Annotated in this window: 22 protein-coding genes; 20 read left to right on the top strand and 2 right to left on the bottom strand. The window is 75.3% G+C overall.

Annotated features, from left to right (window positions below):
* Nucleotides 1-146 precede the first annotated feature (146 nt).
* Nucleotides 147-2,297 carry a glycogen debranching protein GlgX gene (gene glgX / locus ACI79I_RS21010; RefSeq protein ID WP_456994260.1) on the bottom strand — a complete coding sequence of 717 codons (2,151 nt, stop codon included), beginning with the start codon at nucleotides 2,295-2,297 and terminating at the stop codon, nucleotides 147-149.
* A 74-nt stretch (nucleotides 2,298-2,371) separates the two neighbouring features.
* Here glgX and ACI79I_RS21005 point away from each other — a divergent pair, with 74 nt between their 5' ends.
* The 16 genes from ACI79I_RS21005 to ligA all read left to right on the top strand — a co-directional run bounded on the left by ACI79I_RS21005 (nucleotide 2,372) and on the right by ligA (nucleotide 22,322).
* Nucleotides 2,372-3,163: an ABC transporter ATP-binding protein gene (locus tag ACI79I_RS21005; RefSeq protein WP_456994259.1), complete on the top strand. Its 792-nt coding sequence runs from the start codon at nucleotides 2,372-2,374 to the stop codon at nucleotides 3,161-3,163.
* On the top strand, nucleotides 3,163-4,890 hold the full coding sequence (locus ACI79I_RS21000) for a hypothetical protein (RefSeq protein WP_456994258.1): 1,728 nt from the start codon (nucleotides 3,163-3,165) through the stop codon (nucleotides 4,888-4,890). The genes ACI79I_RS21005 and ACI79I_RS21000 overlap by 1 nt, the downstream gene beginning before the upstream one ends.
* Before the next feature lie 99 nt (nucleotides 4,891-4,989).
* Entirely contained in the window at nucleotides 4,990-6,531 is a 1,542-nt protein-coding gene (locus tag ACI79I_RS20995; protein ID WP_456994257.1) for an NAD(P)/FAD-dependent oxidoreductase, read from the top strand.
* 121 nt (nucleotides 6,532-6,652) lie between these two features.
* Nucleotides 6,653-8,167, top strand: coding sequence for a glycosyltransferase family 39 protein (locus ACI79I_RS20990; RefSeq protein ID WP_456994256.1), 1,515 nt, complete (start codon nucleotides 6,653-6,655; stop codon nucleotides 8,165-8,167).
* 113 nt (nucleotides 8,168-8,280) lie between these two features.
* Nucleotides 8,281-9,066 carry an enoyl-CoA hydratase/isomerase family protein gene (locus tag ACI79I_RS20985; RefSeq protein WP_456994255.1) on the top strand — a complete coding sequence of 262 codons (786 nt, stop codon included), beginning with the start codon at nucleotides 8,281-8,283 and terminating at the stop codon, nucleotides 9,064-9,066.
* Between the two features lie 140 nt (nucleotides 9,067-9,206).
* Nucleotides 9,207-10,370: an extracellular solute-binding protein gene (locus ACI79I_RS20980; protein WP_456994254.1), complete on the top strand. Its 1,164-nt coding sequence runs from the start codon at nucleotides 9,207-9,209 to the stop codon at nucleotides 10,368-10,370.
* The gene (locus tag ACI79I_RS20975; protein ID WP_456994253.1) at nucleotides 10,346-11,302 is read left to right on the top strand and encodes an ABC transporter permease; all 957 of its coding nucleotides are present in this window, start codon (nucleotides 10,346-10,348) and stop codon (nucleotides 11,300-11,302) included. The genes ACI79I_RS20980 and ACI79I_RS20975 overlap by 25 nt, the downstream gene beginning before the upstream one ends.
* Complete coding sequence (locus tag ACI79I_RS20970; protein WP_456994252.1) at nucleotides 11,299-12,186, top strand: ABC transporter permease subunit; 888 nt, start codon at nucleotides 11,299-11,301, stop codon at nucleotides 12,184-12,186. The genes ACI79I_RS20975 and ACI79I_RS20970 overlap by 4 nt, the downstream gene beginning before the upstream one ends.
* Nucleotides 12,183-13,292, top strand: coding sequence for an ABC transporter ATP-binding protein (locus tag ACI79I_RS20965; protein WP_456994251.1), 1,110 nt, complete (start codon nucleotides 12,183-12,185; stop codon nucleotides 13,290-13,292). Before ACI79I_RS20970 ends, ACI79I_RS20965 begins: the two co-directional genes overlap by 4 nt.
* A gap of 129 nt (nucleotides 13,293-13,421) precedes the next feature.
* Entirely contained in the window at nucleotides 13,422-14,201 is a 780-nt protein-coding gene (locus ACI79I_RS20960; protein ID WP_456994250.1) for an electron transfer flavoprotein subunit beta/FixA family protein, read from the top strand.
* A gap of 33 nt (nucleotides 14,202-14,234) precedes the next feature.
* Nucleotides 14,235-15,197, top strand: a complete 963-nt coding sequence (locus ACI79I_RS20955; RefSeq protein WP_456994249.1) for an electron transfer flavoprotein subunit alpha/FixB family protein — start codon at nucleotides 14,235-14,237, stop codon at nucleotides 15,195-15,197.
* A gap of 149 nt (nucleotides 15,198-15,346) precedes the next feature.
* On the top strand, nucleotides 15,347-16,741 hold the full coding sequence (locus tag ACI79I_RS20950; RefSeq protein WP_456994248.1) for an MFS transporter: 1,395 nt from the start codon (nucleotides 15,347-15,349) through the stop codon (nucleotides 16,739-16,741).
* Complete coding sequence (locus tag ACI79I_RS20945; protein ID WP_456994247.1) at nucleotides 16,738-17,928, top strand: cysteine desulfurase family protein; 1,191 nt, start codon at nucleotides 16,738-16,740, stop codon at nucleotides 17,926-17,928. The genes ACI79I_RS20950 and ACI79I_RS20945 overlap by 4 nt, the downstream gene beginning before the upstream one ends.
* Entirely contained in the window at nucleotides 17,925-19,013 is a 1,089-nt protein-coding gene (mnmA, locus tag ACI79I_RS20940) for a tRNA 2-thiouridine(34) synthase MnmA (protein WP_456994246.1), read from the top strand. The genes ACI79I_RS20945 and mnmA overlap by 4 nt, the downstream gene beginning before the upstream one ends.
* Nucleotides 19,014-19,057: 44 nt before the next feature.
* Nucleotides 19,058-20,098: a methionine synthase gene (locus ACI79I_RS20935; protein ID WP_456994245.1), complete on the top strand. Its 1,041-nt coding sequence runs from the start codon at nucleotides 19,058-19,060 to the stop codon at nucleotides 20,096-20,098.
* Nucleotides 20,099-20,156: 58 nt separating this feature from the next.
* Complete coding sequence (ligA, locus tag ACI79I_RS20930) at nucleotides 20,157-22,322, top strand: NAD-dependent DNA ligase LigA (protein ID WP_456994244.1); 2,166 nt, start codon at nucleotides 20,157-20,159, stop codon at nucleotides 22,320-22,322.
* 63 nt (nucleotides 22,323-22,385) lie between these two features.
* Here the strand turns inward: ligA and ACI79I_RS20925 are convergent, their stop codons facing one another.
* Nucleotides 22,386-23,069 (bottom strand): ACT domain-containing protein, encoded by a 684-nt coding sequence (locus ACI79I_RS20925; protein ID WP_456994243.1) that lies wholly within the window; start codon nucleotides 23,067-23,069, stop codon nucleotides 22,386-22,388.
* Nucleotides 23,070-23,287: 218 nt separating this feature from the next.
* On the opposite strand from ACI79I_RS20925, the gene gatC reads away from it, so the two are divergent.
* From gatC to gatB, 4 genes are all read left to right on the top strand, one after another.
* Complete coding sequence (gene gatC / locus ACI79I_RS20920; protein WP_456994242.1) at nucleotides 23,288-23,650, top strand: Asp-tRNA(Asn)/Glu-tRNA(Gln) amidotransferase subunit GatC; 363 nt, start codon at nucleotides 23,288-23,290, stop codon at nucleotides 23,648-23,650.
* Nucleotides 23,651-23,724: 74 nt separating this feature from the next.
* Nucleotides 23,725-25,257: an Asp-tRNA(Asn)/Glu-tRNA(Gln) amidotransferase subunit GatA gene (gene gatA / locus ACI79I_RS20915; RefSeq protein ID WP_456994241.1), complete on the top strand. Its 1,533-nt coding sequence runs from the start codon at nucleotides 23,725-23,727 to the stop codon at nucleotides 25,255-25,257.
* Entirely contained in the window at nucleotides 25,254-25,433 is a 180-nt protein-coding gene (locus ACI79I_RS20910) for a hypothetical protein (RefSeq protein WP_456994240.1), read from the top strand. The genes gatA and ACI79I_RS20910 overlap by 4 nt, the downstream gene beginning before the upstream one ends.
* Nucleotides 25,430-26,938: an Asp-tRNA(Asn)/Glu-tRNA(Gln) amidotransferase subunit GatB gene (gatB, locus tag ACI79I_RS20905; RefSeq protein ID WP_456994239.1), complete on the top strand. Its 1,509-nt coding sequence runs from the start codon at nucleotides 25,430-25,432 to the stop codon at nucleotides 26,936-26,938. The genes ACI79I_RS20910 and gatB overlap by 4 nt, the downstream gene beginning before the upstream one ends.
* The last annotated feature ends 48 nt before the right edge of the window (nucleotides 26,939-26,986 follow it).

Here is a 26,986-nt window from a genome sequence, read left to right as displayed (position 1 = left end):
CCCCCCACCCCCGCCGCGGCGGCCCCCCCCCGCCCGCCCCCCCCCCCCCCCCCCCCCCCCCCCCCCCCCCCCCCCCCCCCCCCCCCCCCCCCCCCCCCCACGAGGAACACCCGCAACGGCGGGCTCGCGGCCCGCGACCCAGGGGCTCAGGGCCGGCGCAGCACCCGCAGCAGCCACACGGTGCGCGCCGGCATCTCCAGCGGCCCGGGGGCGACCACGGCCGGGCGCGGCGGCGCGCCGGTGGCGTACTCCGTCGAGACGACGAACTCGTAGCCGTCGGCCCACGGCGGGCCGGGCAGGTGCACGCTCACCGGAGCCGGGCCGGCGTGCAGCTGCACCAGGTAGGAGTCGTCCTGCACGGGGCGGCCGCGCTGGTCCCTGTGCCGGATCCCGCGGCCGTCGAGGTACATCCCGATCGTCTGCAGCCCGACGTCGAACCAGTCCGCGGTGCTCAGCTGGTGCCCGGCGGGGTGGAACCACGCCAGGTCGCGGGTGCCGCCGGTGCCCGGGATCTCGTGGCCCTCGAAGAACGCCTCCTGCCGCAGGACGGGGGAGGACCGCCGCAGGGCCACCAGCCGGGAGACGAAGGCGAACAGGTCCTCGTCGAGGGACTTCCAGTCGATCCAGGAGATCTCGTTGTCCTGGCAGTAGGCGTTGTTGTTGCCCTGCTGGGTCCGGCCGAGCTCGTCGCCGGCGGTGAGCATGGGCACCCCGGTCGACAGCAGCAGAGTGGCCAGGTGGTTGCGCACCTGCCGGGCCCGCAGCGCGGTGACCTCCGGGTCGTCGGTGGGGCCCTCCACACCGCAGTTCCAGTTGCGGTTGTGGCTCTCGCCGTCCCGGTTGTCCTCGCCGTTGGCCTCGTTGCGCTTGCGCTGGTAGGTGACCAGGTCGGCGAGGGTGAAGCCGTCGTGTGCGGTGACGAAGTTGATGCTGGCGAACGGCCGGCGCCCGTCGGAGCGGTACAGGTCCGAGGAGCCGGTGAGCCGGTAGGCGAGGTCGCGGACCCCCACGTGCGCCCCGGACCACACGTCCCGGACGGTGTCGCGGTACTTCCCGTTCCACTCGGTCCACAGCGGCGGGAAGTTCCCGACCTGGTAGCCGCCCTCGCCGACGTCCCACGGCTCGGCGATGAGCTTCACCTGGCTGACCACCGGGTCCTGGTGGACGACGTCGAAGAACGCCGACAGCCGGTCCACGTCGTGCATCGAGCGGGCCAGCGCGGCGGCGAGGTCGAACCGGAAGCCGTCGACGTGCATCTCGGTGACCCAGTAGCGCAGCGAGTCCATGAGCAGGGCCAGCACCGGGGGACGGCGGACGTCGAGGGTGTTCCCGCAGCCGGTGTAGTCGGTGTAGCGGGACGGGTCGCCGCCGTCGAGCCGGTAGTACCCGCCGTTGTCGATGCCCTTGAACGACAGGGTCGGCCCGGTGTGGTCGCCCTCGGCGGTGTGGTTGTAGACGACGTCGAGGATGACCTCGATGCCGGCGGCGTGCAGCGTCTTGACCATCGCCTTGAACTCGGTCACCTGCTGCCCCGCGGTGCCCGAAGAGCTGTAGGCCGCGTGCGGGGCGAAGTACCCGAGGGTGTTGTAGCCCCAGTAGTTGGTGAGGCCGCGGCGCAGCAGGTGCGGCTCGCTGACGAAGTGGTGCACCGGCAGCAGCTCGATCGCGGTCACGCCCAGCGCCTGCAGGTGGGCCACGAACGCCGGGTGCGCCAGGCCCGCGTAGGTGCCGCGCAGCGCGGGCGGGACGTCCGGCCAGTTCATGGTCGCGCCCTTGACGTGCACCTCGTAGATCACGGTGTCCGCCCACGGCGTGCCCGGCCGCCGGTCGCCGTCCCAGGGGAACGGGTCGTGCACCACCACGCCGCGCGGCACGAACGGCGCGGAGTCGTGCAGGTCGGGCGGCCCGTCGCCGCGCCGGTCCTCGCCGGGGGCGTCCGCGAAGCCGAACAGCGCCGGGTCGAGGGTGAGCTCGCCGTCGACCGCCCGGGCGTAGGGGTCCAGCAGCAGCTTGGCCGGGTTGTACCGCAGCCCCGAGCCGGGGTCGTAGCCGCCGTGCACCCGGTAGCCGTAGCGCTGGCCGGGCCCGATGCCGGGCAGCCGGCCGTGCCACACCTGGTGGGTGGTCTCCTGCAGCCGGTGGCGGTGCTCGGTGCCGTCGGTGTCGAACAGGCACAGGTCCACCGCCTGCGCGCCGCCCGACCACAGGGCGAAGTTCGTGCCGGTCCCGTCCCAGGAGGCACCCAGGGGGCTGGGGGAGCCGGGCCAGACCTCGACGGCGTCCGGGCTGCTGCGCACGGGTCGATCCTGACAGGACCGGCGCCGGTCGGGTGGCACGTCGGTCGGGACGGGCGGGTTGGTTGGATGGAGGGGTGTCGAGGGAGCCGGTCGTCGAGATGCGCGGTGTGGACGTCGTCCGAGGGCAGGCGCACCTGCTCCGGGGGATCGACTGGGCGGTGCACGAGGACCAGCGCTGGGTGGTGCTCGGGCCCAACGGCGCGGGCAAGACGACGCTGCTGCAGCTGGCCGCCGCCCACATGCACCCCACCCGCGGCACCGTCACGCTGCTGGGGGAGACCCTCGGCGCGGTCGACGTCTTCGAGCTGCGGCCGCGGATCGGGCTGACCAGCGCCGCGCTGGCCCAGCGCATCGAGCCCTCCGAGCGCACCGGCGACGTGGTCCTCTCGGCCGGGTACGCGGTGGTCGGCCGGTGGCGCGAGCGCTACGACGTCCACGACCTCACCCGCGCGGCGATGCTCATGCAGCAGTGGGGCGTCTCGCCGATGGCCCACCGGCCGTTCGGCACCTTGAGCGAGGGCGAGCGCAAGCGGGTCCAGATCGCCCGCGCGCTCATGCCCGACCCCGAGCTGCTGCTGCTCGACGAGCCCGGCGCCGGGCTGGACCTCGGCGGCCGCGAGGACCTCGTCAGCCGGCTGTCGGACCTGGCGCGCTACCTCTACGCCCCCGCGCAGGTCCTGGTCACCCACCACGTCGAGGAGATCCCACCGGGCTACACCCACGCGCTGCTGCTGCGCGCCGGCCAGGTGGTGGCCGCCGGGCCGGTGGAGCAGGTGCTCACCCAGGAGGCGCTGTCGGAGACCTTCGGGCTGGCGCTGCAGGTCCAGCGAGCCGACGGACGCTGGACCGCCCGCCGCGCCGCCTGATGAAGGACCCCCTCCTGGCCCCCCTTGCAGGCTCGGGGAGGCCCTGGAGGGGGCCGTGGACGGTCCGGACGGCGCTGCTCGCGGCCCTGCTGGTCGCGGGCCTGACGGTGCAGCTGGCGCCGCTGGTGGCCTTCCCGACCGTCCTGAGCCAGGACGGCCCGGCGCACGTCGCCGGAGCCTGGGCACTGGTCCACCGCGGGGACGACGGGAGCGTCGGGGAGGTGCTCCGGGAGCAGTACCGGGTCGACCTGTCCCCGGTGCCCAACATGCTCGCCACCCTGCTGCTGACCGGGTTGCTGCAGGTGGTCGGGCCGGACGCCGCCGAGCGGCTGCTGGTGGCCGGGATCGTCGCCGGCCTGGTGGCGGCGCTGGCGTACGCCGCCCGGGGGGTGTCCCGGCGGGCCGGGTGGCTGGGCGCGGCGGGGCTGCTGTACGGGAGCAGCCACCTGCTCTCCTACGGCTTCTACAACTTCGCGCTCGGCGTCATCGGGTCGCTGCTCGTCCTGGGCGTCGCCCTCCGCCGCCGGTCGGGGTGGTCCCCGCGCGGGGTCCTCGCCCTCACCGTCGTGTCCCTGCTGACCTGGACGGCGCACCTGCTGCCGTGGGTGGTCGGCACGGGCGGGGCCCTCCTGCTCGCGGTCACCCGCGCCACGGCGGACGTGCGGGGCGGGACGCCGGTCCTCCCCGCCGTCCGGCGGCACGTCCTCCCACCCGGGCTCGCCGTGGCGCCGGGCGGAGTGCTCACCGCCGCCTACCTGGCCACGGGCGACGGGCCGCCGGCGACGCCGGAGGGGGAGCCCTCGCTGGAGCGTGTCGGGACGCTGCTGCGCGGTGAGCGCCCCTTCCTGACCGGTTGGGGGGTCGACGGCGTCCCGGACCTGGGGCGCACCGCGGCGCTCCTCGGGACGGCGGCGCTCGTGGTGCTCGCGCTGCTGGCACTGCGCCGCACCCGCGCCGACCAGGACGGCTCCCGGGCCGACCGGGGGGCCCTGGGCGTGCTGCTGGCCGGCGCGCTGCTCGCCGTCTGCCTGACGCCCGAGCGCCTGGGACCCGACTTCGGGTTCCTGGTCGGCCGGCTGGCGTGGTTCCCGCCGCTGTTCCTGGCGTTGTGGGCGGCGACCCGTCCGCCGGGGCGGGTGCTCGCCGCCGTCCTGGCCGCCGTCCTCGTGGTGTCGGCGTCGGCCGGCGCCCTGGCCCGGTGGCCGGCGCAGGCCGCGGCGGCCGCCGAGGTGGACGAGCTCCTGTCGGTGTCCGGCGCCATCGCGCCCGGGTCGACCCTGGTCGTCCTGCAGTACAGCCGCTCGGCGGTCGCACCCGAGCACGGCACCCCCGATCCGCTGCGCCACGAGTCGAGCCGGCTGGCCGTGCGCAGCGGATCTGTGGACCTGGGCCACTACGAGGCCGTCGAGGCGTACTTCCAGGTGGAGTTCCCGGAGGGCTCCCTGCGCGGCCGGCTGGACCCCGAGCAGGGTGGCCTGGAGCGCATCCCGCCGGCCGTCGACCTCCCCGCGGTCCGCGGTGACCTCGACTACGTCGTCGTCCTGGGGCTGGACCGGGCGGCGCCGGAGGTCCGAGGATCGGAGCGGACCCGGGCCGTCCTCGCCGAGCTCGCCGCCCACTACCGACCCGTCGCGACCTCCGTCCCGACCGGGTCGGTGACGGTGTGGCGGGCCGTCGGGAGTGCGGCGGGCGACGGGCGCCCGTCGGGTGTGGAGGGCACCGGCTGAGCTGGTTTTCCTCCGCATCGGTCCGGGGTAGGGCGGTGCGGTCGCTGCCGGGGGAGCTGGCAGCGGAGCCCTGCGGGGCAGGGACGAGGCGGAGGACGCGTGCGCGGACCACAGGCGGAGACCGGACCACACACCGTCGTCGTCGGAGCGGGGCCGGCCGGCCTCACCGCCGCGCACGAGCTCACCAGCCGCGGCCTGCCGGTGACCGTGCTCGAGGCGGACACCGTCGTCGGGGGCATCAGCCGCACGGTGGAGCGGGACGGCTGGCGCTTCGACATCGGCGGCCACCGTTTCTTCACGAAGGTGCCGGCCGTCGAGCGGTGGTGGCACGAGATGCTCGAGGACGACGAGTTCCTCTCCCGGCCCCGGCTGTCGCGCATCCACTATGCCGGCCGGCTGTTCGACTACCCGCTGCGGCCGCTCAACGCCCTGCGCGGCCTCGGCCCGGTGGAGGCCGTGCGCTGCCTGGCGTCCTACGTGGCGGCGCGGCTGCGGCCCCCGCGCGACCAGAGCCACTTCGAGGGCTGGGTGACCGCGCGCTTCGGGCGGCGGCTGTACGGCATCTTCTTCAAGACCTACACCGAGAAGGTGTGGGGCATCCCGGCCACCGAGATCCAGGCGGACTGGGCCGCGCAGCGGATCAAGGACCTCGACCTGTGGCGGGCGGTGGTGCACGCGCTGCGCCCCCACTCGGGGCCGCAGATCACCACGCTCATCGACCGCTTCCAGTACCCGCGGACCGGCCCGGGGCTGATGTGGGAGCGGACGCTGGAGAAGGTGCAGGAGGCCGGGGGCCTGGTGCACTTCGGCGCCCGCTGCACCACGGTGCACCGCGACGAGACGGGCGCGGTGGCGGTCACGACCCGCTCGGACGGGCCCGGCCCGCACCCCGCCGAGGCCGACCGGCGCATCCCGGCCGACCACGTGATCTCCTCCATGCCGCTGCCCGAGCTGGTCCTCGCGATGGACCCGCCGGCGCCGCCGCACGTCCGCGAGGCCGCCGAGGGGCTGTCCCACCGGGACTTCCTCACCGTCGCCCTGGTCGTGCCCCAGGAGGCCGGCTTCCCCGACAACTGGATCTACATCCACTCGCCCGAGGTCCGGGTCGGCCGGATCCAGAACTTCGGCAGCTGGTCGCCGTTCCTCGTCAAGGACGGGCGGACCTGCCTGGGGCTGGAGTACTTCGTCGACGAGGGCGACGACCTCTGGGAGAGCGACGACGACGCGCTGGTCGAGCTGGCGACCCGTGAGCTGGTCGCGCTCGGCCTGGTGGACGGTGACCGGGTGGAGCGCGGCTTCGTCGTGCGGATGCCCAAGGCCTACCCGGTCTATGACGCGGGCTACGACGAGCGGGTCGACGTCATCCGCGCCTGGCTGGCCGAGGCGGTGCCGAACGTGCACCCGGTCGGCCGCAACGGCATGCACAAGTACAACAACCAGGACCACTCGATGGTGACGGCGATGCTCACCGTCGAGAACATCGCCGACGGGACCGCGCACGACGTGTGGGCGGTCAACGTCGAGGAGGACTACCACGAGGGTGGCGCGGCGTCGGAGTCGTCCGCCGGGGAGCGGAGCGTGCGGGCAGGGACCGGCCGGGAGGCCCCGGTCCTGCCCCGCCGCCGCCCGCGTGCCGCCTAGCCCGGGGGCCGCAGGGCCGTCGGCCGCCGCGCCGGAGGCCGGGCCGCGCGACCGGCACGAGCCGCGACCGGGGGCGCGGCCGGCCGCGGGGCCCCGGCCGGGGGAGCGGTCGCGCACGCCGGTGCTCCCGGCGGTGCTGGCCGTCCTCGTGGGGGCCGCCGTCGCGGCTGGCGTCGTGACGCGGTTCGTCGCCCCGCCGGACCTGTGGCTGGACGAGGCGCAGAGCGTCGCGATCGCGCGGCTGCCGCTGCCGGAGCTGTTCGCCGCGCTGCGCGTGGACGGCTCGCCCCCGCTGTACTACCTGCTGCTGCACGGCTGGATCGGGCTCTTCGGCCAGGGCGCGGCCGCGGTCCGGGGCCTCTCGGCGCTCATCAGCGTGCTCACCCTGCTGGTGGCCTGGCCCGTGGCGCGGCGGATGGCAGGCCGCCGCGTGGCCGTCGCACTGGTCGTCCTGCTGGCCACCTCGCCGTTCGCCATCCGGTACGCGACGGAGACCCGGATGTACGCGCTGCTGGTGCTCCTCGTCCTGCTGGGCGGGCTCGCGGTGCACACCGTCGTCCGCCGGCCGGGCCCCTGGCCGGTGCTCGCGCTGGGCGGGGTGACCGGCGCCCTGCTGCTCACCCACGTCTGGGCCTCCCACCTGGTCGCCGTGACCGGGCTGCTCGCCCTCGCGGGGCTGCGCACGCGACGGCGCACCGCGCTCCGGGTGCTGGCCGGCCTGGCCCTGGGTGGCCTGCTGTACCTCCCGTGGCTGCCCTCGCTGCTGTTCCAGATGGCCCACACCGGCACGCCGTGGGCCCAGCCGCCGGGCCTGGCCGCCCTGCCCATCGCGCTGGAGGCCTGGCGCGGCGGCTTCGCGGTCCCTGCCCACCTCCTCGGGACGGCGCTGGTGCTGCTCGTCGCGCTCGGGGCCCTCGCCGTGCGGGCGGCGCGCAGCCCCGGGGACGCCACGGTGCTGCTGTCGCTGCGCCTGCGACCCGCACGGGCCGCCCTGCTGGCCCTCTCGATCGGCACCCTCGTCCTCGCCGGGCTGGTCAGCCTGGTCTCCGGCACCGCGGTGCACGGCCGGTACACCAGCGTGGCCGTGGTGCCGTTCCTGGCGCTGGCGGCACTCGGGCTGGCCGCCCTGCCCACCGTCCGCTCCCGGCTGGTCGGGCTCGCCCTGGTGGCCGCCCTCGGCCTGGGCACGGCGCTGCCGCAGCTCACCGACCCCCGGACGCAGGCCGGGCAGGTGGCCCGCGCCCTGGCCGACGCCCGGCCCGGGGACGTGGTCGTCTTCTGCCCGGACCAGCTCGGCCCGTCGGTCGACCGGCTCGTGCCACCGGAACGGGGGCTGGACCTGGTCGTCCACCCGGATCTGGCCCCGGCCGACCGGGTCGACTGGACCGACTACGTCGACCGGGTCACCGGGACCCCGTCGGCGACCGTCGCGGCGGACGTCCTCGACCGCGCCGGGGGAGCATCGATCTGGGTGGTGACCGGCCGCGGCTTCTCCGTGCCGTCCCCCGAGCGGTGCGGTGACCTGGTCGACGCGCTGGCCGCGGTCCGGGGGGAGCCGGAGGTGCTCGTGCGGTCCAACGGGTCGGTCCCGGAGAACATGCGCCTGGAGCACCTGCCGGCCGCGCGCGGCGGCTGACGGCAGAGCGGTCAGACGGCAGAGCGGTCGGACGGCGGGGTGGTCGGGCGGTGGGCCCCCGCCCATGGCTAGGGTGCGGCGACGACGTCGTCCCAGCTCGGTGGAGGACCGCCATGGCAGCGCCGGAGTTCGTGACCCTGCAGGTTGCCGACGGGGTGGGGACCATCCGCCTCGACCGGCCGAAGATGAACGCGATCGACGAGCAGTTGCACATGGAGGTGCGCGCCGCGGCCCTGGAGGCGGGGCAGCGCGAGGACGTCCGCGCGGTGGTCCTCTACGGCGGGGAGCGGGTCTTCGCCGCCGGTGCCGACATCAAGGCGATGTCGCAGCTGGACGGGGCCGGCATGGTCGCCTGGGGCCGGGAGCTCACCCACTCCTTCACCGCGGTGCAGCACATCCCGAAGCCGGTCATCGCCGCCATCACCGGGTACGCCCTCGGCGGCGGGTACGAGCTGGCGCTGTGCGCGGACTTCCGGGTGATGGGCGCCGGCGCCAAGGTCGGGCAGCCCGAGGTCCTGCTGGGCGTCATCCCCGGCGCGGGCGGGACGCAGCGGCTGGCCCGCCTGGTCGGGCCGGCCAAGGCCAAGGACCTGGTCTTCACCGGCCGGCACGTCGGCGCGGAGGAGGCCCTGGAGATGGGGCTGGCCGATGCCGTCGTCCCCGACGCCGAGGTCTACGACACGGCGGTCGCGATGGCGCGCAAGTTCGCCGCCGGCCCGCCGCTCGCGCTCGCGGCGGCCAAGCGGGCCATCGAGGAGGGGCTCGACGTGCCGCTGGAGCGGGGGCTCGCGCTGGAGACCGAGCTGTTCGCCGGGCTGTTCGACACCGAGGACCAGAAGGCCGGGATGCGCTCGTTCCTCGAGAACGGGCCGGGCAAGGCCACGTTCACCGGGCGCTGACCGCACCAGCCGTTCCCCGGGACGTCACCTGCCGTCGGCGTGCGCGACCCGTTCCGGACGCCTCCGTTCTGCGACCATCCCGGCAACCCGCCCGCCGGCACCCGACCGGGTGCGGCGGACCCATCCCCTGGAGGAGACACGTGCAGCGCAGGACCCTGAGCAGACGCCCCACCGTGCGGACGGCGGCGGCGCTGGCCACCGCGGCGCTGGCCCTGACCGCCTGCGGCGGCGGGGACGACGGATCCGGTGGCGGGGGCTCGGGCGGTGAGGCGGCCAGCGCGACCTCGCTGGCCGACTTCGGGGACCTCGACGCCCTGGTCGCGGCCGCGCAGGCCGAGGGGCAGCTCAACGTCATCGCGCTGCCGCCGGACTGGGCCAACTACGGCGAGGTGATCTCCACCTTCGAGGAGGAGTACGGCATCACCGTCAACAGCGCCCTCCCCGACGGCTCCAGCCAGGACGAGCTCAACGCGGTGACCAGCCAGCGCGGGCAGGACCGCGCCCCCGACGTCCTGGACCTGGGGACCACCTTCGCCCGCCAGGCCCAGGCGCAGGACCTGCTCGCGCCCTACCGGGTGCAGACCTGGGACGAGATCCCCGAGGACCAGAAGGACCCCGAGGGCCACTGGTACAACGACTACGGCGGCTACGTCTCCATCGGCTGCAACGCCTCGGTCGTCGACCAGTGCCCGGCCACCTTCGCCGAGCTGCTCGACCCGCGGTACGCCGGCCAGGTCGCGCTCAACGGCAACCCGACCCAGGCGGCGGCGGCCTTCGCCGGGGTCTGGGCGGCGTCGCTGGCCAACGGCGGCAGCCTCGACGACATCGGCCCCGGCATCGACTTCTTCCGCCAGGTGAAGGACGTCGGCAACTTCAACCCGGTGGAGATCACCCCGGCGACGATCCTCAGCGGCGAGACGCCCATCTCCATCGACTGGGACTACAACAACGCCGCGCTGACCGACGACCTCGCCGACCAGGGCGCCGAGTGGCAGGTCGCCGTCCCGACCGACGGGCTGTTCGGCGGCTACTACAGCCAGGCGATCAGCAAGTTCGCGCCGCACCCGGCCGCCGCGCGGCTCTGGCAGGAGTTCCTCTACAGCGACCAGGGGCAGAACCTCTGGCTCAACGGCGGCGCGCGGCCGGTGCGGCTGCCGGCGATGCAGGAGGCGGGCACGGCCGACGCCGACGCGCTGGCGGCCCTGCCGCCGGTCGAGGGCACCGCGGACTTCCCGACCCAGGAGCAGGAGACCGCCGCCCAGCAGGCGGTCGGCCAGCGGTGGAACGCGGAGATCTCCGGCTGAGCACCACGGCGAGCACCCCGGTCCGGGACGGCGGCCCCGCGGTCGCCGCCCCGGACCCTGCGCGTGCGCGCGGTCGCGGCCGGGGCCGGCTGCTGACCTGGCTCGGCGCGGTGCCGTTCTTCCTCTACGTCGCGGTCTTCCTCGTGCTGCCGGTCGCGGTCCTGGCGGTCGAGGCGTTCCGGGTGACCGACCCGGTCACGTTCGAGGAGAGCTGGTCGGCGGCCAACCTCGGCACGATCACCGAAGGCGCCTACCGCCGGGCCTACGTCGGCAGCCTGCAGCTGTCGGCGGTCACCGCCGTCCTGGGTGCCGCCCTCGGGCTGGCCCTGGCCGTCGCCGTGCTGCGCGCCCGTCGCGGCCGGTTGCTGCGCCGGCTGGTGCTCACCGCGTCCGGCGTGCTGGCCAACTTCGGTGGCATCCCGCTGGCCTTCGCCTTCATCGCCACGATCGGCAACGCCGGCGTGGTCACCGCGCTGCTCACCGACACCCTCGGGTGGTCGGGCTTCTCGCTGTACTCGATGGCCGGCCTGGCGCTGGTCTACCTGTACTTCCTCGTCCCGCTCATGGTCCTCACCATCACGCCGGCGCTGGAGGCGCTGCGCCCGCAGTGGCGCGAGGCGGCGGACAACCTCGGCGCGAGCGGCTGGCAGTACTGGCGGTACGTCGGCGGCCCGGTACTCGCCCCGCCGGTCATCGGGGCCACCATGCTGCTGTTCGCCTCGGCGTTCGCCGCCTACGCCACCGCCCGCGCGCTCGTGGGCAGCAGCATCCCGCTGGTGACCCTGCAGATCGCCGACGCGCTGTCCAGCGACGTGGTCGTCGGGTCGGAGAACCTCGGCAAGGCGCTGGCCCTGGGCATGGTGGCGCTCATCGGCGTGGTCATGGCCTTCTACGCCTGGGTCCAGCGGCGCACCCAGCGGTGGCTGTCGTGACCGCGCTGTCGACCTCGGGCATCGCCGGTGCCGGGAGCGTCGCCCCCGAGACCCCGGTCCGGCCGGGCCGCCGCGGCGCCGGGGCCTGGCGCTGGGCCGTGCTGGTGCTGGCCGGTCTGTACTTCCTCGTGCCGATCGCGGCGTCGGTGTGGTTCACCATCCGGGACCGCGGCACCGGCGGCCTGACCGCCGAGAACTACACGACCATCCCGGCCGCCGAGGGGTTCGCCGAGACCTTCGGGCGGTCGCTGACCATCGCCGTCCTCACGGTCCTGCTGTCGCTGCTGCTCATGGTGCCGACCGTCGTCCTGGTCGAGCTGCGCCTGCCCCGGCTGCGGACGACGGTGGAGCTGCTCACCCTGCTGCCGCTGGTGCTGCCGCCGATCGCCCTGGTCGTCGGCGTCCGCAGCGTGCTGGCCTGGGCCCCCGACCACTTCTTCGGCACCCCGCTGGCCGAGGCGTTCTTCGCCCTCCAGCGCCCGGAGCTGCCGTGGATCCTGGTCCTGGTCTACGTCGTCCTGGCGCTGCCGTTCGTCTACCGCGCCCTGGACGCCGGCCTGCGGGGCACCGACCTGCGCACCCTCACCGAGGCCGCGCGCAACCTGGGGGCCTCCTGGCCGCGGGTGCTGGTCTCGGTGGTGCTGCCGCTGCTGCGGACGTCGGTGCTCAACGCGTCGTTCCTGACCCTGGCCCTGGTGCTGGGGGAGTTCACCATCGCCCAGATCCTCGGGTTCCGGACCTTCCCGACCTGGATCCTGGAGATCTCCGGGTCGCGGCCGCAGCTGTCGGTGGCCGTCTCGGTGCTGTCCCTCGTCCTCACCTGGCTGCTGTTGCTGCTGATCTCCGCGCTGGACCGCCGGCGGGCGGGGAAGGAGTCCGCATGACCACCACCCCGCTGCCCGCCGCCCGGGTCGCCGCGGCGCCGGCCGACCTCCGGGAGCGCCCGGGGGTCGCCGTCCGGCTGGCCGGCGTCAGCCGCCGCTACGGCTCCGTGCTGGCCCTCGACGGGCTCGACCTCGACATCGCCGGTGGCGAGCTGCTGGCCCTGCTCGGTCCCTCCGGCTGCGGCAAGACGACGGCGCTGCGGGCCATCGCCGGCTTCGAGCGGCCCGACGCCGGTCGGGTGCTGCTCGACGGGCGGGACGTCACCGACGTGCCGGCCAGCAAGCGGGACATGGGGATGGTGTTCCAGGCCTACAGCCTGTTCCCGAACCTCACCGTCGCCGACAACGTGGCCTTCGGGCTGCGGGTCCGCCGCCAGGGGAAGGCCGAGCAGCGCCGCCGCGCCGCGGAGCTGCTGGAGGTGGTGGGTCTCGCCGACCGCGGCCGCCACTACCCGCACCAGCTCTCCGGCGGCCAGCAGCAGCGCGTCGCGCTGGCCCGCGCGCTCGCCGTCGCCCCCCAGGTGCTGCTCCTCGACGAGCCGCTGTCGGCGCTGGACGCCCAGGTCCGCGTGCAGCTGCGGGAGGAGATCCGCCGGATCCAGCTGGAGCTGGGCATCACCACCGTCTTCGTCACCCACGACCAGGCCGAGGCGCTCTCGGTGGCCGACCGGGTCGGCGTGCTGCGCCAGGGCCGGCTGGAGCAGGTGGCCTCGCCCGACGACCTCTACGAGCGCCCGGCGACGGCGTTCGTCGCGGAGTTCGTCGGCACGATGAACCGGCTGCCCGCCGAGCGGGCCGGCTCCGAGGTGGCGCTGCTCGGCGTCCGCCGCCCGGTCGCCGGGCCGGTGCCGCCGGCCGGTCCGGTCGTCGCCCTCGTCCGGCCCGAGTCGCTGACGGTCGCCGCCGACCCGGACGGTGCCGGGCGGGTGGTCACGCGCACCTTCTCGGGCGCGGTGACCCGCCTGGCGGTCGCGCTGCCCGGCGAGGTCGAGGTGGCCGTGGACGTCGCCAGCGCCGACAGCGCCGCCCTGGTGCCCGGCGCCGCGGTGACCGTGACCCCCGCGGAGCGCCCGGTCCTCGTCGCGCCGGCGGAGCCCCGCGCGTAGTCCGCGGAGGGAGTGACCGGGCTCACCCGGACCCGGGCGGGCGGCCCCGTTACTCGGCGGTAACCTCCAGTATCGAGCAGGCGGGCGTCGACCCGCGACACCGACCCCAGCGCGGAGGTGGGTCTGGCGATGGACATCGTCGTTCTGGTCAAGCAGGTCCCCGATTCCGGGAGCGAGCGCACCCTGGACGCGGCGGACAACACCGTCGCCCGGGGGAGCGCGGACAACGTCGTCAACGAGATCGACGAGTACGCGATCGAGGAGGCGCTCCAGCTCAAGGAGGCCCACGGTGGCGAGGTCACGGTCCTGACCGTCGGGCCGGACTCGGCCGCCGACGCGATCCGCAAGGCGCTGTCGATGGGCGCGGACAAGGCGGTGCACGTCACCGACGAGGCCATCCACGGCTCCTGCGCGGTGCAGACCTCCGCGGTGCTGGCGGCGGCGCTGTCCCAGCTGTCCTACGACATCGTGCTGTGCGGGGCGGAGTCCACCGACGGCCAGATGTCGGTGATGCCGGCGCTGCTGGCCGAGCGGCTGGGCATCCCGCAGCTGTCGGGTGCCCGCAAGCTCACCGTCGAGGGCGGGGTGGCGAAGGTGGAGCGGCAGACCGACGGCGGCTACTGGGCGCTGGAGGCGCCGCTGCCGGCGATCGTGTCCACCTGGGACACCATCAACGAGCCGCGCTACCCCTCCTTCAGGGGGATCATGGCCGCGAAGAAGAAGCCGGTGGAGAAGAAGTCGCTGGCCGACCTGGGCCTGGACCCCTCGGCCGTCGGCCTGGCCACCGCCACCAGCCAGGTCCTCGACTTCGCCGGCCGGCCGCCCAAGGGCGCCGGGGTCAAGGTCGCCGACGAGGGCGACGGCGCGCAGAAGCTGGTCGACTTCCTCGCCGCCCAGAAGATCGTCTGACCCGGACCGAATCGAAGGAGAGAGGCAACCCCCATGGCTGAGGTCCTGGTCCTCGTCGAGCTCAACCCGACCGGCGACGGCGTCCGCAAGACCACGCTCGAGGCGCTGACCGCCGCCCGCGCCCTCGGCGAGCCCGCCGCCGTCGTCGTCGGCGCGCCCGGCTCGGCGGCCGCCGCCCGCGAGCAGCTGGCCGAGTACGGCGCGGCGAAGGTCTACGTCGCCGAGTCCCCGGAGGTCGACGAGTTCCTCGTCGCCCCCAAGGCCGAGGTGCTCGCCCAGCTGGTATCCTCCGCGTCGCCGGCCGCGGTGGTCATCCCCTCCTCCCAGGAGGGCAAGGAGGTCGCCGCGCGGCTGGCGGTCAAGACCGGCTCGGGCTTCCTCACCGACGTCACCGAGATCGCCCCCGACGGCACCGCGACCCAGGTGGCGTTCGCCGGCGCGACGATCGTGCACTCGAAGGTCACCACCGGGACGCCGATCTACACCGTGCGCGGCAACTCGGTCACCCCCGAGCCGGCCCCGGCCGCCGCGACCGAGGAGCAGGTGGCCGTCACCGTCTCCGAGGCCGCCAAGGCCACCCGCGTGGTCGACCGCGTGGTCGAGCAGAAGTCCTCGCGCCCGGAGCTGACCGAGGCCTCGATCGTCGTCTCCGGCGGCCGCGGCGTGGCCAGCGCCGAGAACTTCTCGATCATCGAGGCCCTGGCCGACTCCCTCGGCGCGGCGGTGGGCGCCTCACGCGCGGCGGTGGACTCCGGCTTCTACCCGCACACCTTCCAGGTGGGGCAGACCGGCAAGACCGTCTCCCCGCAGCTGTACATCGCCGTCGGCATCTCCGGCGCGATCCAGCACCGGGCGGGCATGCAGACGTCGAAGACGATCGTCGCGGTCAACAAGGACCCCGAGGCCCCGATCTTCGAGCTGGCCGACTTCGGCGTCGTGGGCGACCTCAACACCGTCGTCCCGCAGGCCACCGAGCTGATCACCGCCCGCAGGTGAGAGGACCTCGCTGCCCCACGCCTCGCTGACGCTCGGCGCGGGCCCCTGCGGCGAGGCCACACCGAGCGCCGGTCCCGTCCGACGGGGCCGGCGCTCGATGCGTGTCGGGGAAGCCGTGGCCGCGCGTGACGGTTGGCGGGGAGGTGGACGTGCAGGCGCCGGGGGACGGGCTCTTCGACCGGCGGCACCGCCTGCCGACCTCCGGGCTGCTCCTGCTGGTCACCCTCGTCGCCTTCGAGGCCATGGCCGTGGGGACGGCGATGCCGACGGTGGTCGCCGAGCTCGACGGGCTGGCCTGGTACGGCTGGCCCTTCAGCGCCTACCTGGTGGCCTCGGTCGTCGGGATGGTCGTGGGCGGCGACCTCGGCGACCGGCGCGGCCCCCGGACGGCGCTGGTGGCCGGTGTCGCCGTCTTCGGCACCGGCCTGCTGGCCGCCGGGCTGGCCGGGGACATGGCCCTGCTCGTGGCCGCGCGGGCCGTCCAGGGGCTGGGCGGCGGGCTGATCGCCGTCTCGCTCTACGTCGTCGCGGGGCAGGCCTACGACGCCGCGCTGCGGCCCCGCCTGTTCGGCGCGATCTCCGCGGCCTGGGTGCTGCCCGCGCTGGTGGGGCCGCTGGTCGCCGGGCTGGTCACCACCCACGTCAGCTGGCGGGCGGTGTTCCTCGGGCTGCTCCCGCTGGCCGCGGTCAGCCTGCTGCTGGTGCTCCCGGCGCTGCGCGACCTCGCCGCGCCGGCGGACCCCGGCGCTGCCGGCGGGCGCGCCCGGACGGCGTGGGCCGGCCTGGCGGGGGTGGGTGTCGGCGCGCTGCAGGTGGCCGGCCAGCGGCTGGACCTCGCTGCGGGAGTGCTGGCCGGCGCGGGCCTGGTCGCGCTCGTCCTGGGGCTGCGGCGGCTGCTGCCGGCCGGCGTCGTCCGCGCCCGGGCGGGGCTGCCGGCCGTCGTCGGCGCCCGCGGGCTGCTGGCCGGGGCGTTCTTCGGCATGGACGTGCTCCTGCCGCTGGCGCTGACCCAGCTGCACGGCGCCAGCCCCACCGCCGCCGGCCTCCCGCTGACCGCCGGCGCGGTGGGCTGGGCGACCGCGTCCCAGCTGCAGGGCCGCCGTCCCGCGGTGTCCCGGGCCCGGCTGCTGCGGGCCGGCTTCGTGCTCCTGGCCCTGGGCGTCGGCGGCAGCGCGCTGGTCGCCGTCCCCGGGGTCGGCGGGTGGCCGGCGTACCTGACCTGGGCGGTGGCCGGGTTCGGCATGGGCCTGGGGATGCCCACCGTCGGCGTGCTGCTGCTCGCCTCGTCGCCGGAGCACCGTCGCGGCGCGGACTCGGCGGCCTTCCAGATCGCCGACGTCAGCGGTTCGGCGCTCTGCGTCGGGCTGGTGGGGGTCCTGGTCGCCGCAGCCACCGCTGCGCTGCTGCCGCTGCCGGGCGCCGTGGCCCTCGCCGCGGCGCTGCTCGCCGGGCTGGCCGTGCTCGGCGCCGTCGTGGCCCCACGGGCGGCCGCCCCGGCCGAGGGGGGCACTCCCGCGTCCGCGACTACATTGGCTGCGTCATGACCTACCTCGACCACGCGGCGACCACGCCGGTGCTGCCCGAGGTGCTGGCTGCGATGACCGAGCAGCTCGGCCGCGTGGGCAACGCCTCCTCGCTGCACGCCAGCGGCCGCGCCGCGCGCCGCGCCGCCGAGCAGTCCCGCGAGCGGCTCGCCGACGCCCTGGGCGCCCGGCCGTCGGAGGTGCTCTTCACCGGCGGCGGCACCGAGAGCGACAACCTGGCCGTCAAGGGCCTGTTCTGGGCGCGCCGCGACGCCGACTCGCGCCGTCGCCGGATCGTGGTGAGCCCCGCGGAGCACCACGCCGTCCTCGACAGCGTCGAGTGGCTGGCCAAGCACGACGCCGCCGACATCACCTGGCTGCCGGTCGAGCCCACCGGCCGGGTGACCCCGGAGGCGCTGGCTGCGGCGCTCGGCGACGGGGAGGACGTCGCGCTGGCCAGCGTCATGTGGGCCAACAACGAGATCGGCACCGTGAGCGACCTGGCCGCGCTGGCCGACGTCGCCCACACGGTGGGCGTGCCGCTGCACACCGACGCCGTGCAGGCCGTCGGGCAGGTGCCGGTCGACTTCACCGCCAGCGGGGTCGACGCCCTGACCATGACCGGGCACAAGCTGGGCGGGCCGATGGGCGCCGGCGTGCTGCTGCTGCGCCGCGACGCCGAGTGCACGCCGCTGCTGCACGGCGGGGGCCAGGAGCGGGACGTGCGCTCCGGGACCCTCGACGTCGCTGCCATCGTCGGGCTGCAGGTGGCCACGACCACCGCCGTCGGCACCCGTGTGGAGCGGACCGCGCGGATGGCCGCGCTGCGCGACCGGCTGGTGGCCGGGGTGATGGCGCAGGTGCCCGACGTGCAGCTCAACGGCGCTCCGCTGGACGACGTCGTCGCCGGGGGGCCGGGGCGGCTGCCGGGCAACGCCCACCTGTCGTTCCGCGGCGCGGAGGGCGACGCGCTGCTCATGCTGCTCGACGCCCGCGGGGTGGAGTGCTCGACCGGGTCGGCGTGCAGTGCCGGCGTCGCCCGGCCCAGCCACGTGCTGCTCGCCGTGGGCGCCGACCCCGACCGGGCGCGCAGCTCGCTGCGGTTCTCCTTCGGCACGACCTCCACCGACGCCGACGTCGACGCCGTGCTCGGGGTGATCGAGCCGGTGGTGGAGCGGGCGCGCCGGGCGGGGATGGGTCGCCGGTGAGGGTCCTCGCCGCGATGAGCGGGGGCGTGGACTCGGCGGTCGCCGCGGCCCTGGCCGTGGACGCCGGGCACGACGTCACCGGCGTGCACCTGGCGCTGTCGACGGACCGGCAGACCCTGCGCAGCGGCGCCCGCGGCTGCTGCAGCGTGGAGGACGCGCACGATGCCCGCCGGGTCGCCGACGAGCTGGGCATCCCGTTCTACGTCTGGGACCTCGCCGAGCGGTTCACCGAGGACGTCGTCGAGGACTTCGTCGCCGAGTACGCGGCCGGCCGGACCCCCAACCCCTGCCTGCGCTGCAACGAGAGGATCAAGTTCGCCGCGGTGCTCGACCGCGCGCGGGCGCTGGGCTTCGACGCCGTCGTCACCGGCCACCACGCACGGCTGGCCGACGGACAGCTGCGGCGGTCGGTGGACGCCGGCAAGGACCAGTCCTACGTGCTCGCCGTCCTCACGGCCGACCAACTGGCCGGCGCGGTGTTCCCGCTGGGGTCGATGACCAAGCAGCGGGTGCGGGAGATCGCCGCCGAGCGGGGCTTCGCCGTCGCGACCAAGGCCGACTCGCACGACATCTGCTTCATCCCTGACGGCGACACCCGCGGCTTCCTCGCCCGCCGGCTGGGGGAGCGGCCCGGCCCGGTCGTGGACGCGGCCACCGGCGCCACGGTGGGGGAGCACGCCGGCACCCACGGCTTCACCGTCGGGCAGCGACGGGGGCTGGGCGTGGCCGTCGGGGACTCCCGGCCGCGGTACGTGCTCGGCATCGAGCCGGTGACCCGCGCGGTGACGATCGGCACCGCCGACCTCACGGGCGTGACCGAGGTGCGCACGGCGGCGCCGTCCTGGACCGGCCCGGCGCCGGAGCTGCCCCTCCGGGCCGAGGTGCAGCTGCGGGCCCACGGGACGCCGGTGCCCTGCGAGGTGACCGCGGCCGAGGACGGCGGCCTCCGGCTGCGGCTGGACGCCGAGCAGCGGGGCGTCGCGCCGGGACAGTCCGCCGTGCTGTACGCGCCCGACGCCGAGCGGGGCGACCTCGTGCTCGGCCAGGGCGCCGTCGTCGCCACCGGGCGGCCCGTCCTCGCCTGAGGCCGGGGCTCCTGGGCCGGGGCTGCGCGACTAGCGTCGCCGTCGTGGCCTCGCCGATCGACCCCGTCACGCCCAGCGACCCGACCGCCGACGACGCCGCCGCGACCCCGACCACGTGGGGCCCGGCCTCGGGCGTCGGCTCACTCCCCTTCACCGACCCCGCCGAGGCGGTGCGGATCGTCACCGGTGAGCTGCCGGAGTTCCCGCACCTGCCGGAGCTGCCCGGCCGCGGCGCCGGTGCCGACATGGTGGGGCGCACCGCCGCGCTGCTGGTCGACCTCGCCGTCGAGCTGACGCCGGCCGGCTGGCGGCTGGTCCCGCGGCCGGGCGTCGACCTGCGCCGGGCGCAGGAGTTCCTGGCGCGCGACCTCGACGCCCTCCACGACGTCGCCGAGGGCCACGACGGGCCGTTCAAGCTGCAGGCGGCCGGGCCGTGGACGCTCGCCGCCGCGCTGGAGCGCACCCGGGGCGACCGGGCCGTCGTCGACCCGGGTGCGCGCCGGGACCTCGGCCAGTCACTGGCCGAGGGGCTGGCCGCCCACGTGGCCGCCGTCGCCGCCCGGGTGCCGGGGGCCCGCATCGTGGTGCAGCTCGACGAGCCCACGGTGCCCGCCGTGCTGCAGGGGGCGCTGCCCACCGTGAGCGGCTTCGGCAAGCTGCCCGCCGTCCCGGCCCCGGTGGTCGAGCAGGAGCTGGCCGCCGTGGTCGCGGCGTTGCCGGTGCCCGTCGTGCTGCACTGCTGCGCGAACCGTGCCCCGCTGGAGCTGCTCCGGGCCGCCGGTGCCGCGGCGCTGTCCTTCGACCTCGGGCTGGTGCAGGACCTCGACGCCGTCGGCACCGCCGTCGACGCGGGCACCCACCTGCTGCCCGGCGTCGTCCCGGGCACCGACGCGACCCTGCCGGCGCCGAAGGCGACCGCCTCCCGGGTGCAGGCCTGGTGGAACGAGCTCGGCTTCCCCGCCGAGCAGCTGCACACGGCCGTCACCCTCACGCCCTCCTGCGGCCTGGCCGGCGCGACCCCCGGCTACGCGCGGACGGCGATGACCCACGTCCGCGAGGCGGCGCGGTACCTGCAGCCGGAGTGACGCACACGCCTGGGGGAACGACCGGTTCGCTGTCCCAGGCGCCGGATACCGTTCGGCCGTGACCACCGAAGCCGAACTGGACGAGTCGTCGGTCGACGCGCCCGAGGTGGCTGCCGCCACCGAGCGGGAGGACCTCACCGAGGTCCCCGACGAGGCACGCACCCGCCACCGGGACCTCTCCGAGGAGCTCGACCGGTACGCCTTCGCCTACTACGTGCAGGACGCGCCGCTGGTCAGCGACGCCCAGTACGACGAGCTCATGGGTGAGCTCAAGGGCATCGAGGCCCAGCACCCGGCCCTGGTCACCCCGGACTCGCCGAGCCAGAAGGTCAACGGCGGCTTCGCGGCCACCTTCGCCCCGGTCGCGCACCTGGAGCGGATGCAGAGCCTGGACAACGTCTTCAGCAGCGACGAGCTCTCCGGCTGGGCCGCCCGCGTCGAGCGGGAGGTGGGCAGCGCCGCCACCTACCTGTGCGAGCTCAAGGTGGACGGCGTCGCGGTGGCGCTGGTCTACGAGCGCGGCCGGCTGGTGCGGGCGGCCACCCGGGGCGACGGTGTCACGGGCGAGGACGTCACGGCCAACGTCCGGACGATGGACGACGTCCCGCAGCAGCTGACCGGCGACGACGTGCCCGCGCTGCTCGAGGTCCGCGGGGAGATCTACTTCCCGGTCGCCGCCTTCGCCGACGTGAACGCGGGGATGGTCGAGGCCGGCAAGGCGCCCTTCGCCAACCCGCGCAACGCCGCTGCCGGGTCGCTGCGGCAGAAGGACCCGCGCATCACCGCCTCCCGGCCGCTGCGGCTGGTCGTGCACGGGCTGGGCGCGCGAGACGGCTTCGCCCCGGAGTTCCAGTCGGCCGCCTACGAGCGGCTGCGGGCGCTCGGCCTGCCGGTCAGCAGCCGCTACGAGGTGGTCGACGACCTGGAGGGCGTGTGGGCCTTCATCGAGCGCTACCGCGAGCAGCGGCACTCGGTGGAGCACGAGATCGACGGCGTCGTCGTCAAGGTCGACCAGATCGCCCTGCAGCGCCGGCTCGGCTCGACCTCCCGCGCGCCCCGCTGGGCGATCGCCTTCAAGTACCCGCCGGAGGAGGCGACCACCAAGCTGCTCGACATCCGGGTCAACGTCGGCCGCACCGGCCGGGTGACCCCGTTCGCGTTCATGGAGCCGGTCAAGGTCGCCGGGTCCACCGTCCAGCTGGCCACGCTGCACAACGCCGGCGAGGTCAAGCGCAAGGGCGTGCTGATCGGGGACACCGTCGTCATCCGCAAGGCCGGCGACGTGATCCCCGAGGTGCTGGGGCCGGTGGCGGCCGCGCGCACCGGCGAGGAGCGCGAGTTCGTCATGCCGACGCACTGCCCGGAGTGCGGCACGGAGCTGCGGCCGGAGAAGGAGGGCGACGCCGACATCCGCTGCCCGAACGCCCGGTCCTGCCCGGCGCAGCTGCGGGAGCGGGTGTTCCACGTCGCCGGGCGCGGCGCCTTCGACATCGAGGTGCTCGGCTACGAGGCGGCGATCGCTCTGCTGGAGAGCTCCCTGCTGCAGGACGAGGGCGACATCTTCTCCCTCGACGAGGAGGCGCTGCGCCGCACGGCGTTCTTCACCAAGAAGGACGGCGCGCTGTCGGCGAACGGCCGCAAGCTGCTGGCCAACCTGCAGACCCGCAAGGACGTCCCGCTGTGGCGGGTCCTCGTCGCGCTCTCGATCCGGCACGTCGGCCCGACCGCGGCCCAGGCGCTCGCCCGCGACTTCCGCTCCCTGGACCGGATCGCCGAGGCATCCGAGGAGGAGCTCGCGGCCGCCGACGGGGTGGGCCCCACGATCGCGAGGTCGGTGCGGGACTGGTTCGCCGTCGACTGGCACCGCGAGGTCGTGGAGAAGTGGCGGGCGGCCGGGGTGCGGATGGCCGACGAGGGCGAGGACGCCGGACCGGGCCCGCTGACCGGGGTCACCGTCGTCGTCACCGGCTCGCTGCGTGACCACAGCCGCGACCAGGCGATCGCGGCGATCCAGGAGCGCGGCGGCAAGGTCACCGGCTCGGTCAGCAAGAAGACCGGCTTCGTCGTCGTGGGCGCCGACCCGGGCAGCAAGTACGACAAGGCCGTGCAGGTCAAGGCGCCGATCCTGGACGACGACGGTTTCCGGGTGCTGCTGGAGGAGGGGCCGGACGCCGCCCGCGCGGTGGCCACGATCGGCGACGGCAGCGAGCCCGCCGGACCCTGACCGCCGGCCGAGCGGCGGTGTCCTCACCGACGGCCCTCCTGCGGGGGGCAGGAGGGTCCTCCGTCAGGCCGGGGGCAGGTGCGCCACGCTGGCGGCGATGCCGGTGAGGTGGACCAGGCGCAGCAGCTCCGACCGCCGGTAGGCCGGTCCGCCGGACCGGCCCAGCACCACCGCCGTCCCCGGGCCGCCGAAGGGGGCGACCATCATCTCGATCGCCATCTCCCGCCACCGCTCCGGCAGCCAGTCGTCCTCGCTGGGCAGCAGCCGCGGCGCGGCCAGGGGCAGCCACGGCAGGACCATCCCGTCGAAGGTGGGTGCGGCATCGGAGGCGGCCAGCACCTCGCACGGCGCCCCCTCGGACCCACCGTGCAGCACCGCGGCCCAGCCGCTGTGGAACACGCGGGGCAGCTCGGCGGCGAGCAGCTTCACCGCGAGGGTGGGTGGGGGATCGGTGGCGGCGCGGGCGAGCGACTCGAGCAGCTCGAGCTCGCGGTGGGTGTCCAGCGGCCCGGCGAACGGCCGCAGCGACTCGACCTGCACGCCCTCCACGGAGTGTGCGGCGGTGATCAGGCTGTCAGGGAGCCGATCGGCCGGCAGGTCGACCACGACGTCGTCGACGGCCACGCCGCCGCCCCGCTCCAGCACGTCGACCGAGACGATGTCGATCCCGGCCGTGCCGAGCGCGGTGGCCACGGCACCGAGGATGCCGGGACGGTCGGGGACGACCAGCCGCAGGAGATAGGACACGGTTCCTCCGGGGCGCGGGGTACGGGCCGATCTCCGTCGATCGCGGGCGCCGTCAGCTTCCCGCACGGGGCGGCCGGCGGTCGAGAGGCCCCCCGGCCGGTCGCCGGGAGACCTCCGCGCCGGCCGGACCGGGAAGCGGCCCACGTACAGTGGCGGGGTTGGATCCCGGTCCCCAGCAGGGCCGCGGAGGCCCCGCCGAAGTGGAGTTCCGCCAGAGCATGAGCACCCCCTCCCCGAAGGAAACCGCCGCCGCGCGGGACGCCGCCGACCCGGCGCCGGACACCGCCGGCCTCGGGCGGGACGACGTCGCCCACCTGGCGCGGCTGTCCCGGCTGGCCCTGAGCGACGAGGAGCTCGACCACTTCGCCGGTCAGCTGAGCGCGGTGCTCGACGCCGTGGCGGCGGTCGGCAAGGCCGACGTCGAGGACGTGCCCCCGATGACGCACGCGGTGCCGCTGACCAACGTCACGCGTCCCGACGTCGTCACCCCGAGCCTGCCGCGCGACGTCGTCCTCTCCCAGGCCCCGGCCGCGGAGGACGACCGCTTCCGGGTGCCGCAGATCCTCGGGGAGGAGGAGTGAGCGAGCGTGCGAGCTCACCAGAGGGACACAGCACCGGCGGGCACGAAGCCGACGAGCGCCGGCGAGGAGGGCGAGTGACCGTGGAGCTGACCGACCTCGACGCCACCGAGCTCGGCCGCCGGCTGGCCGCCGGCGAGGTCAGCTCGGTGGAGCTGACCCGCGCCTACCTCGACCGGATCGCCGCCGAGGACGGCGCCGTCGGCGCCTACCTGCACGTCGACCCCGAGGCCGCGCTGGCCCGCGCCGGCGAGGTCGACGCCTCCCGCGCCGCGGGGGAGGAGCTCGGCCCGCTGGCCGGCCTGCCCGTCGCGCTCAAGGACGTCTTCGTCACCGAGGGCGTGCCCACCACCAGCGGCTCGAGGATCCTCGAGGGCTGGCGGCCGCCCTACGACGCCACCGTGGCCAAGCGGCTGAAGGACGCCGGCACGGTGCTGCTGGGCAAGACCAACATGGACGAGTTCGCGATGGGCTCGTCCACGGAGAACTCCGCCTACCGGCCGACCCGCAACCCGTGGGACCCCGACCGCATCCCGGGCGGGTCCTCGGGCGGGTCGTCGGCGGCGGTCGCCGGTGGCCTGGCCCCGTGGGCGCTCGGCACCGACACCGGCGGCTCCATCCGGCAGCCGGCCGCGGTCACCGGGCTGGTCGGGCACAAGCCCACCTACGGCTCGGTCTCCCGGTTCGGGCTCATCGCCTTCTCGTCCAGCCTCGACCAGGCCGGGCCGATGGCGCGCACCGTCCTCGACGCCGCCGTCCTGCACGAGGCGATCGGCGGGCACGACCCGCGTGACTCCACGAGCATCGACGCCCCCGTGCCGGTCCTGGTGAAGGCCGCCCAGGAGGGCGCGCGCGGCGAACTGGCCGGTCTGCGCGTGGGTGTCGTCCGCGAGCTCGGCGGCGACGGGCACACCGACGGCTACGAGCCCGGTGTCCTGGACCGGGTGCGGCAGACGGTGGCGCTGCTGGAGGGCATGGGCGCGGAGGTCCGTGAGGTCTCCTGCCCGTCCTTCGACCTCGCGCTGCCCGCGTACTACCTGATCGCGCCCAGCGAGGCGTCGTCCAACCTGGCCCGCTTCGAGGGCATGCGCTTCGGGCTGCGGGTCGGCGACGACGGGAGCCACTCCCTCGACGAGGTCATGTCCCTGACCCGCGAGCAGGGCTTCGGCGCGGAGGTGAAGCGCCGGATCATCCTCGGCACCTACGCGCTCTCGGCCGGCTACTACGACGCCTACTACGGCCAGGCGCAGAAGGTCCGGACGCTGATCACCCGGGACTTCACCGCCGCCTTCGCCGACGTCGACGTCCTGGTGAGCCCGACCAGCCCGACGGTGGCGTGGCCGATCGGCGCCCGGGTCGACGACCCGCTGGCGATGTACGCCGCCGACCTGTGCACCCTGCCGGCCAGCCTCGCCGGGCTGCCGGCGATCTCCGTCCCGTGCGGGCTCTCCGAGGGGCTGCCGGTCGGCTTCCAGGTGATGGCCCCCGCGCTGGCCGACGACCGGTGCTACCGGGTCGCCGCCGCCGTGGAGGCCGCGCTGGACTCCGCCCGCGGGCACCGGCTGCTCGACGAGCTCGCGCAGCGGACGACGCAGGCGACCCGCGCGTGAACGGGCCGCTCAAGGCCGCCTGGGCCCTCACCGCGTTCGTCGTCGTCGTGGGTCTGGTCGGCTGGATCGTGACCGGCGAGGTCTTCTTCGCCGTCTTCATCGTCCTGGGCCTGCTGACCGCCGCCGGAGCCTGGTTCTCCGGCCGTACCGGCCCGAAGGAGGGCAACCCCTCATGACCACCACCCGGACCGGCGAGGACCTCGTCGACTACGACGAGGTCCTCACCCGCTACGAGCCGGTCATCGGCCTGGAGACCCACGTCGAGCTGGGTACCGCGTCGAAGATGTTCTGCGGCTGCGCGACCACCTTCGGCGCCCCGCCCAACACCCACACCTGCCCGGTCTGCCTCGGCCTGCCCGGCTCGCTGCCGGTGGCCAACGCGGCCGCCATCGCGGCGACCATCCGCATCGGGCTGGCCCTGGGCTGCCGGATCGCGACCTGGTGCCGCTTCGCCCGGAAGAACTACTTCTACCCGGACATCCCGAAGGGCTTCCAGACCAGCCAGTACGACGAGCCGCTCTGCACCGCCGGGCACCTCGACGTCGAGGTGGACGGCGAGACCTACCGCGTGGAGATCGAGCGGGTGCACCTCGAGGAGGACACCGGCAAGAACCTGCACGTGGGTGGCGCCACCGGCCGCATCCACGGGGCCGACTACTCGCTGGTCGACTTCAACCGTGCGGGGATCCCGCTGGTCGAGATCGTCACGCGGCCCATCCCGGGCGCGGGCGCCAAGGCCCCCGAGGTGGCGCGCGCCTACGTCACCGAGCTGCGCGACATCATCCAGACCCTCGGCGCCTCCGACGTCCGCATGGAGCAGGGCAGCCTGCGCTGCGACGTGAACACCTCGCTCGCGCCGAGCGGCAGCCTCGAGTGGGGCACCCGCACCGAGACCAAGAACGTCAACTCGCTGCGCAGCGTCGAGCGCGCGGTGCGCTACGAGATGCGCCGCCAGGCCGCGGTCCTGGACGCCGGTGGGCGGGTGCTGCAGGAGACCCGGCACTTCCACGAGGACACCGGCACCACCTCGCCCGGGCGCAGCAAGGAGGAGGCCACCGACTACCGGTACTTCCCCGAGCCCGACCTCGTCCCGGTCGCGCCGGACGCCGAGTGGGTGGAGAAGCTCGCCGCCGAGTTGCCCGAGCTGCCCGCCGCGCGCCGCACCCGCCTCCAGGAGGAGTGGGGTCTGTCGGCCACCGAGATGGCCTGGATCGCCAACGCGGGTGCCGTCGACCTGGTCGACGCCACCGTCGCGGCCGGCGCCACCCCGGCCGACGCCCGGAAGTGGTGGCTGGGTGAGCTGGCCCGCCGGGCCAACGACGCCGGGGTCGAGCTCTCCGAGCTGGCGGTCACCCCGCGGCAGGTCGCCGAACTCACCGCGCTGGTCGCCGCGGGCACGGTCAACGACCAGCTGGCCCGCCAGGCGCTCGACGGCGTGCTGGCCGGGGAGGGCGACCCCGAGCAGGTCGTCGAGGCCCGCGGCCTGGCGGTCCTGGGGGAGTCCGACGAGCTCGTGGCCGCGGTCGAGGCCGCGATCGCCGGCGCGCCGGACGTCGTCGCCAAGGTGAAGGGCGGCAAGGTCCAGGCGCTCGGCGCGCTCGTGGGGGCGGTCATGAAGGCCACCCGCGGCAAGGCCGACGCGGCGACGGTGAAGCGCATGCTCGAGGAGCGCGTGCTCTGACACCACGGCCGGGTGCCGCCCCGCCGCGCGCAGCCCTGGTCCTCGTGC

It is taken from the genome of Geodermatophilus sp. SYSU D01105, from assembly GCF_054050095.1.
Note: the sequence above shows the minus strand (reverse complement) of the source record. Positions and strands in the feature narration are given on the sequence as shown.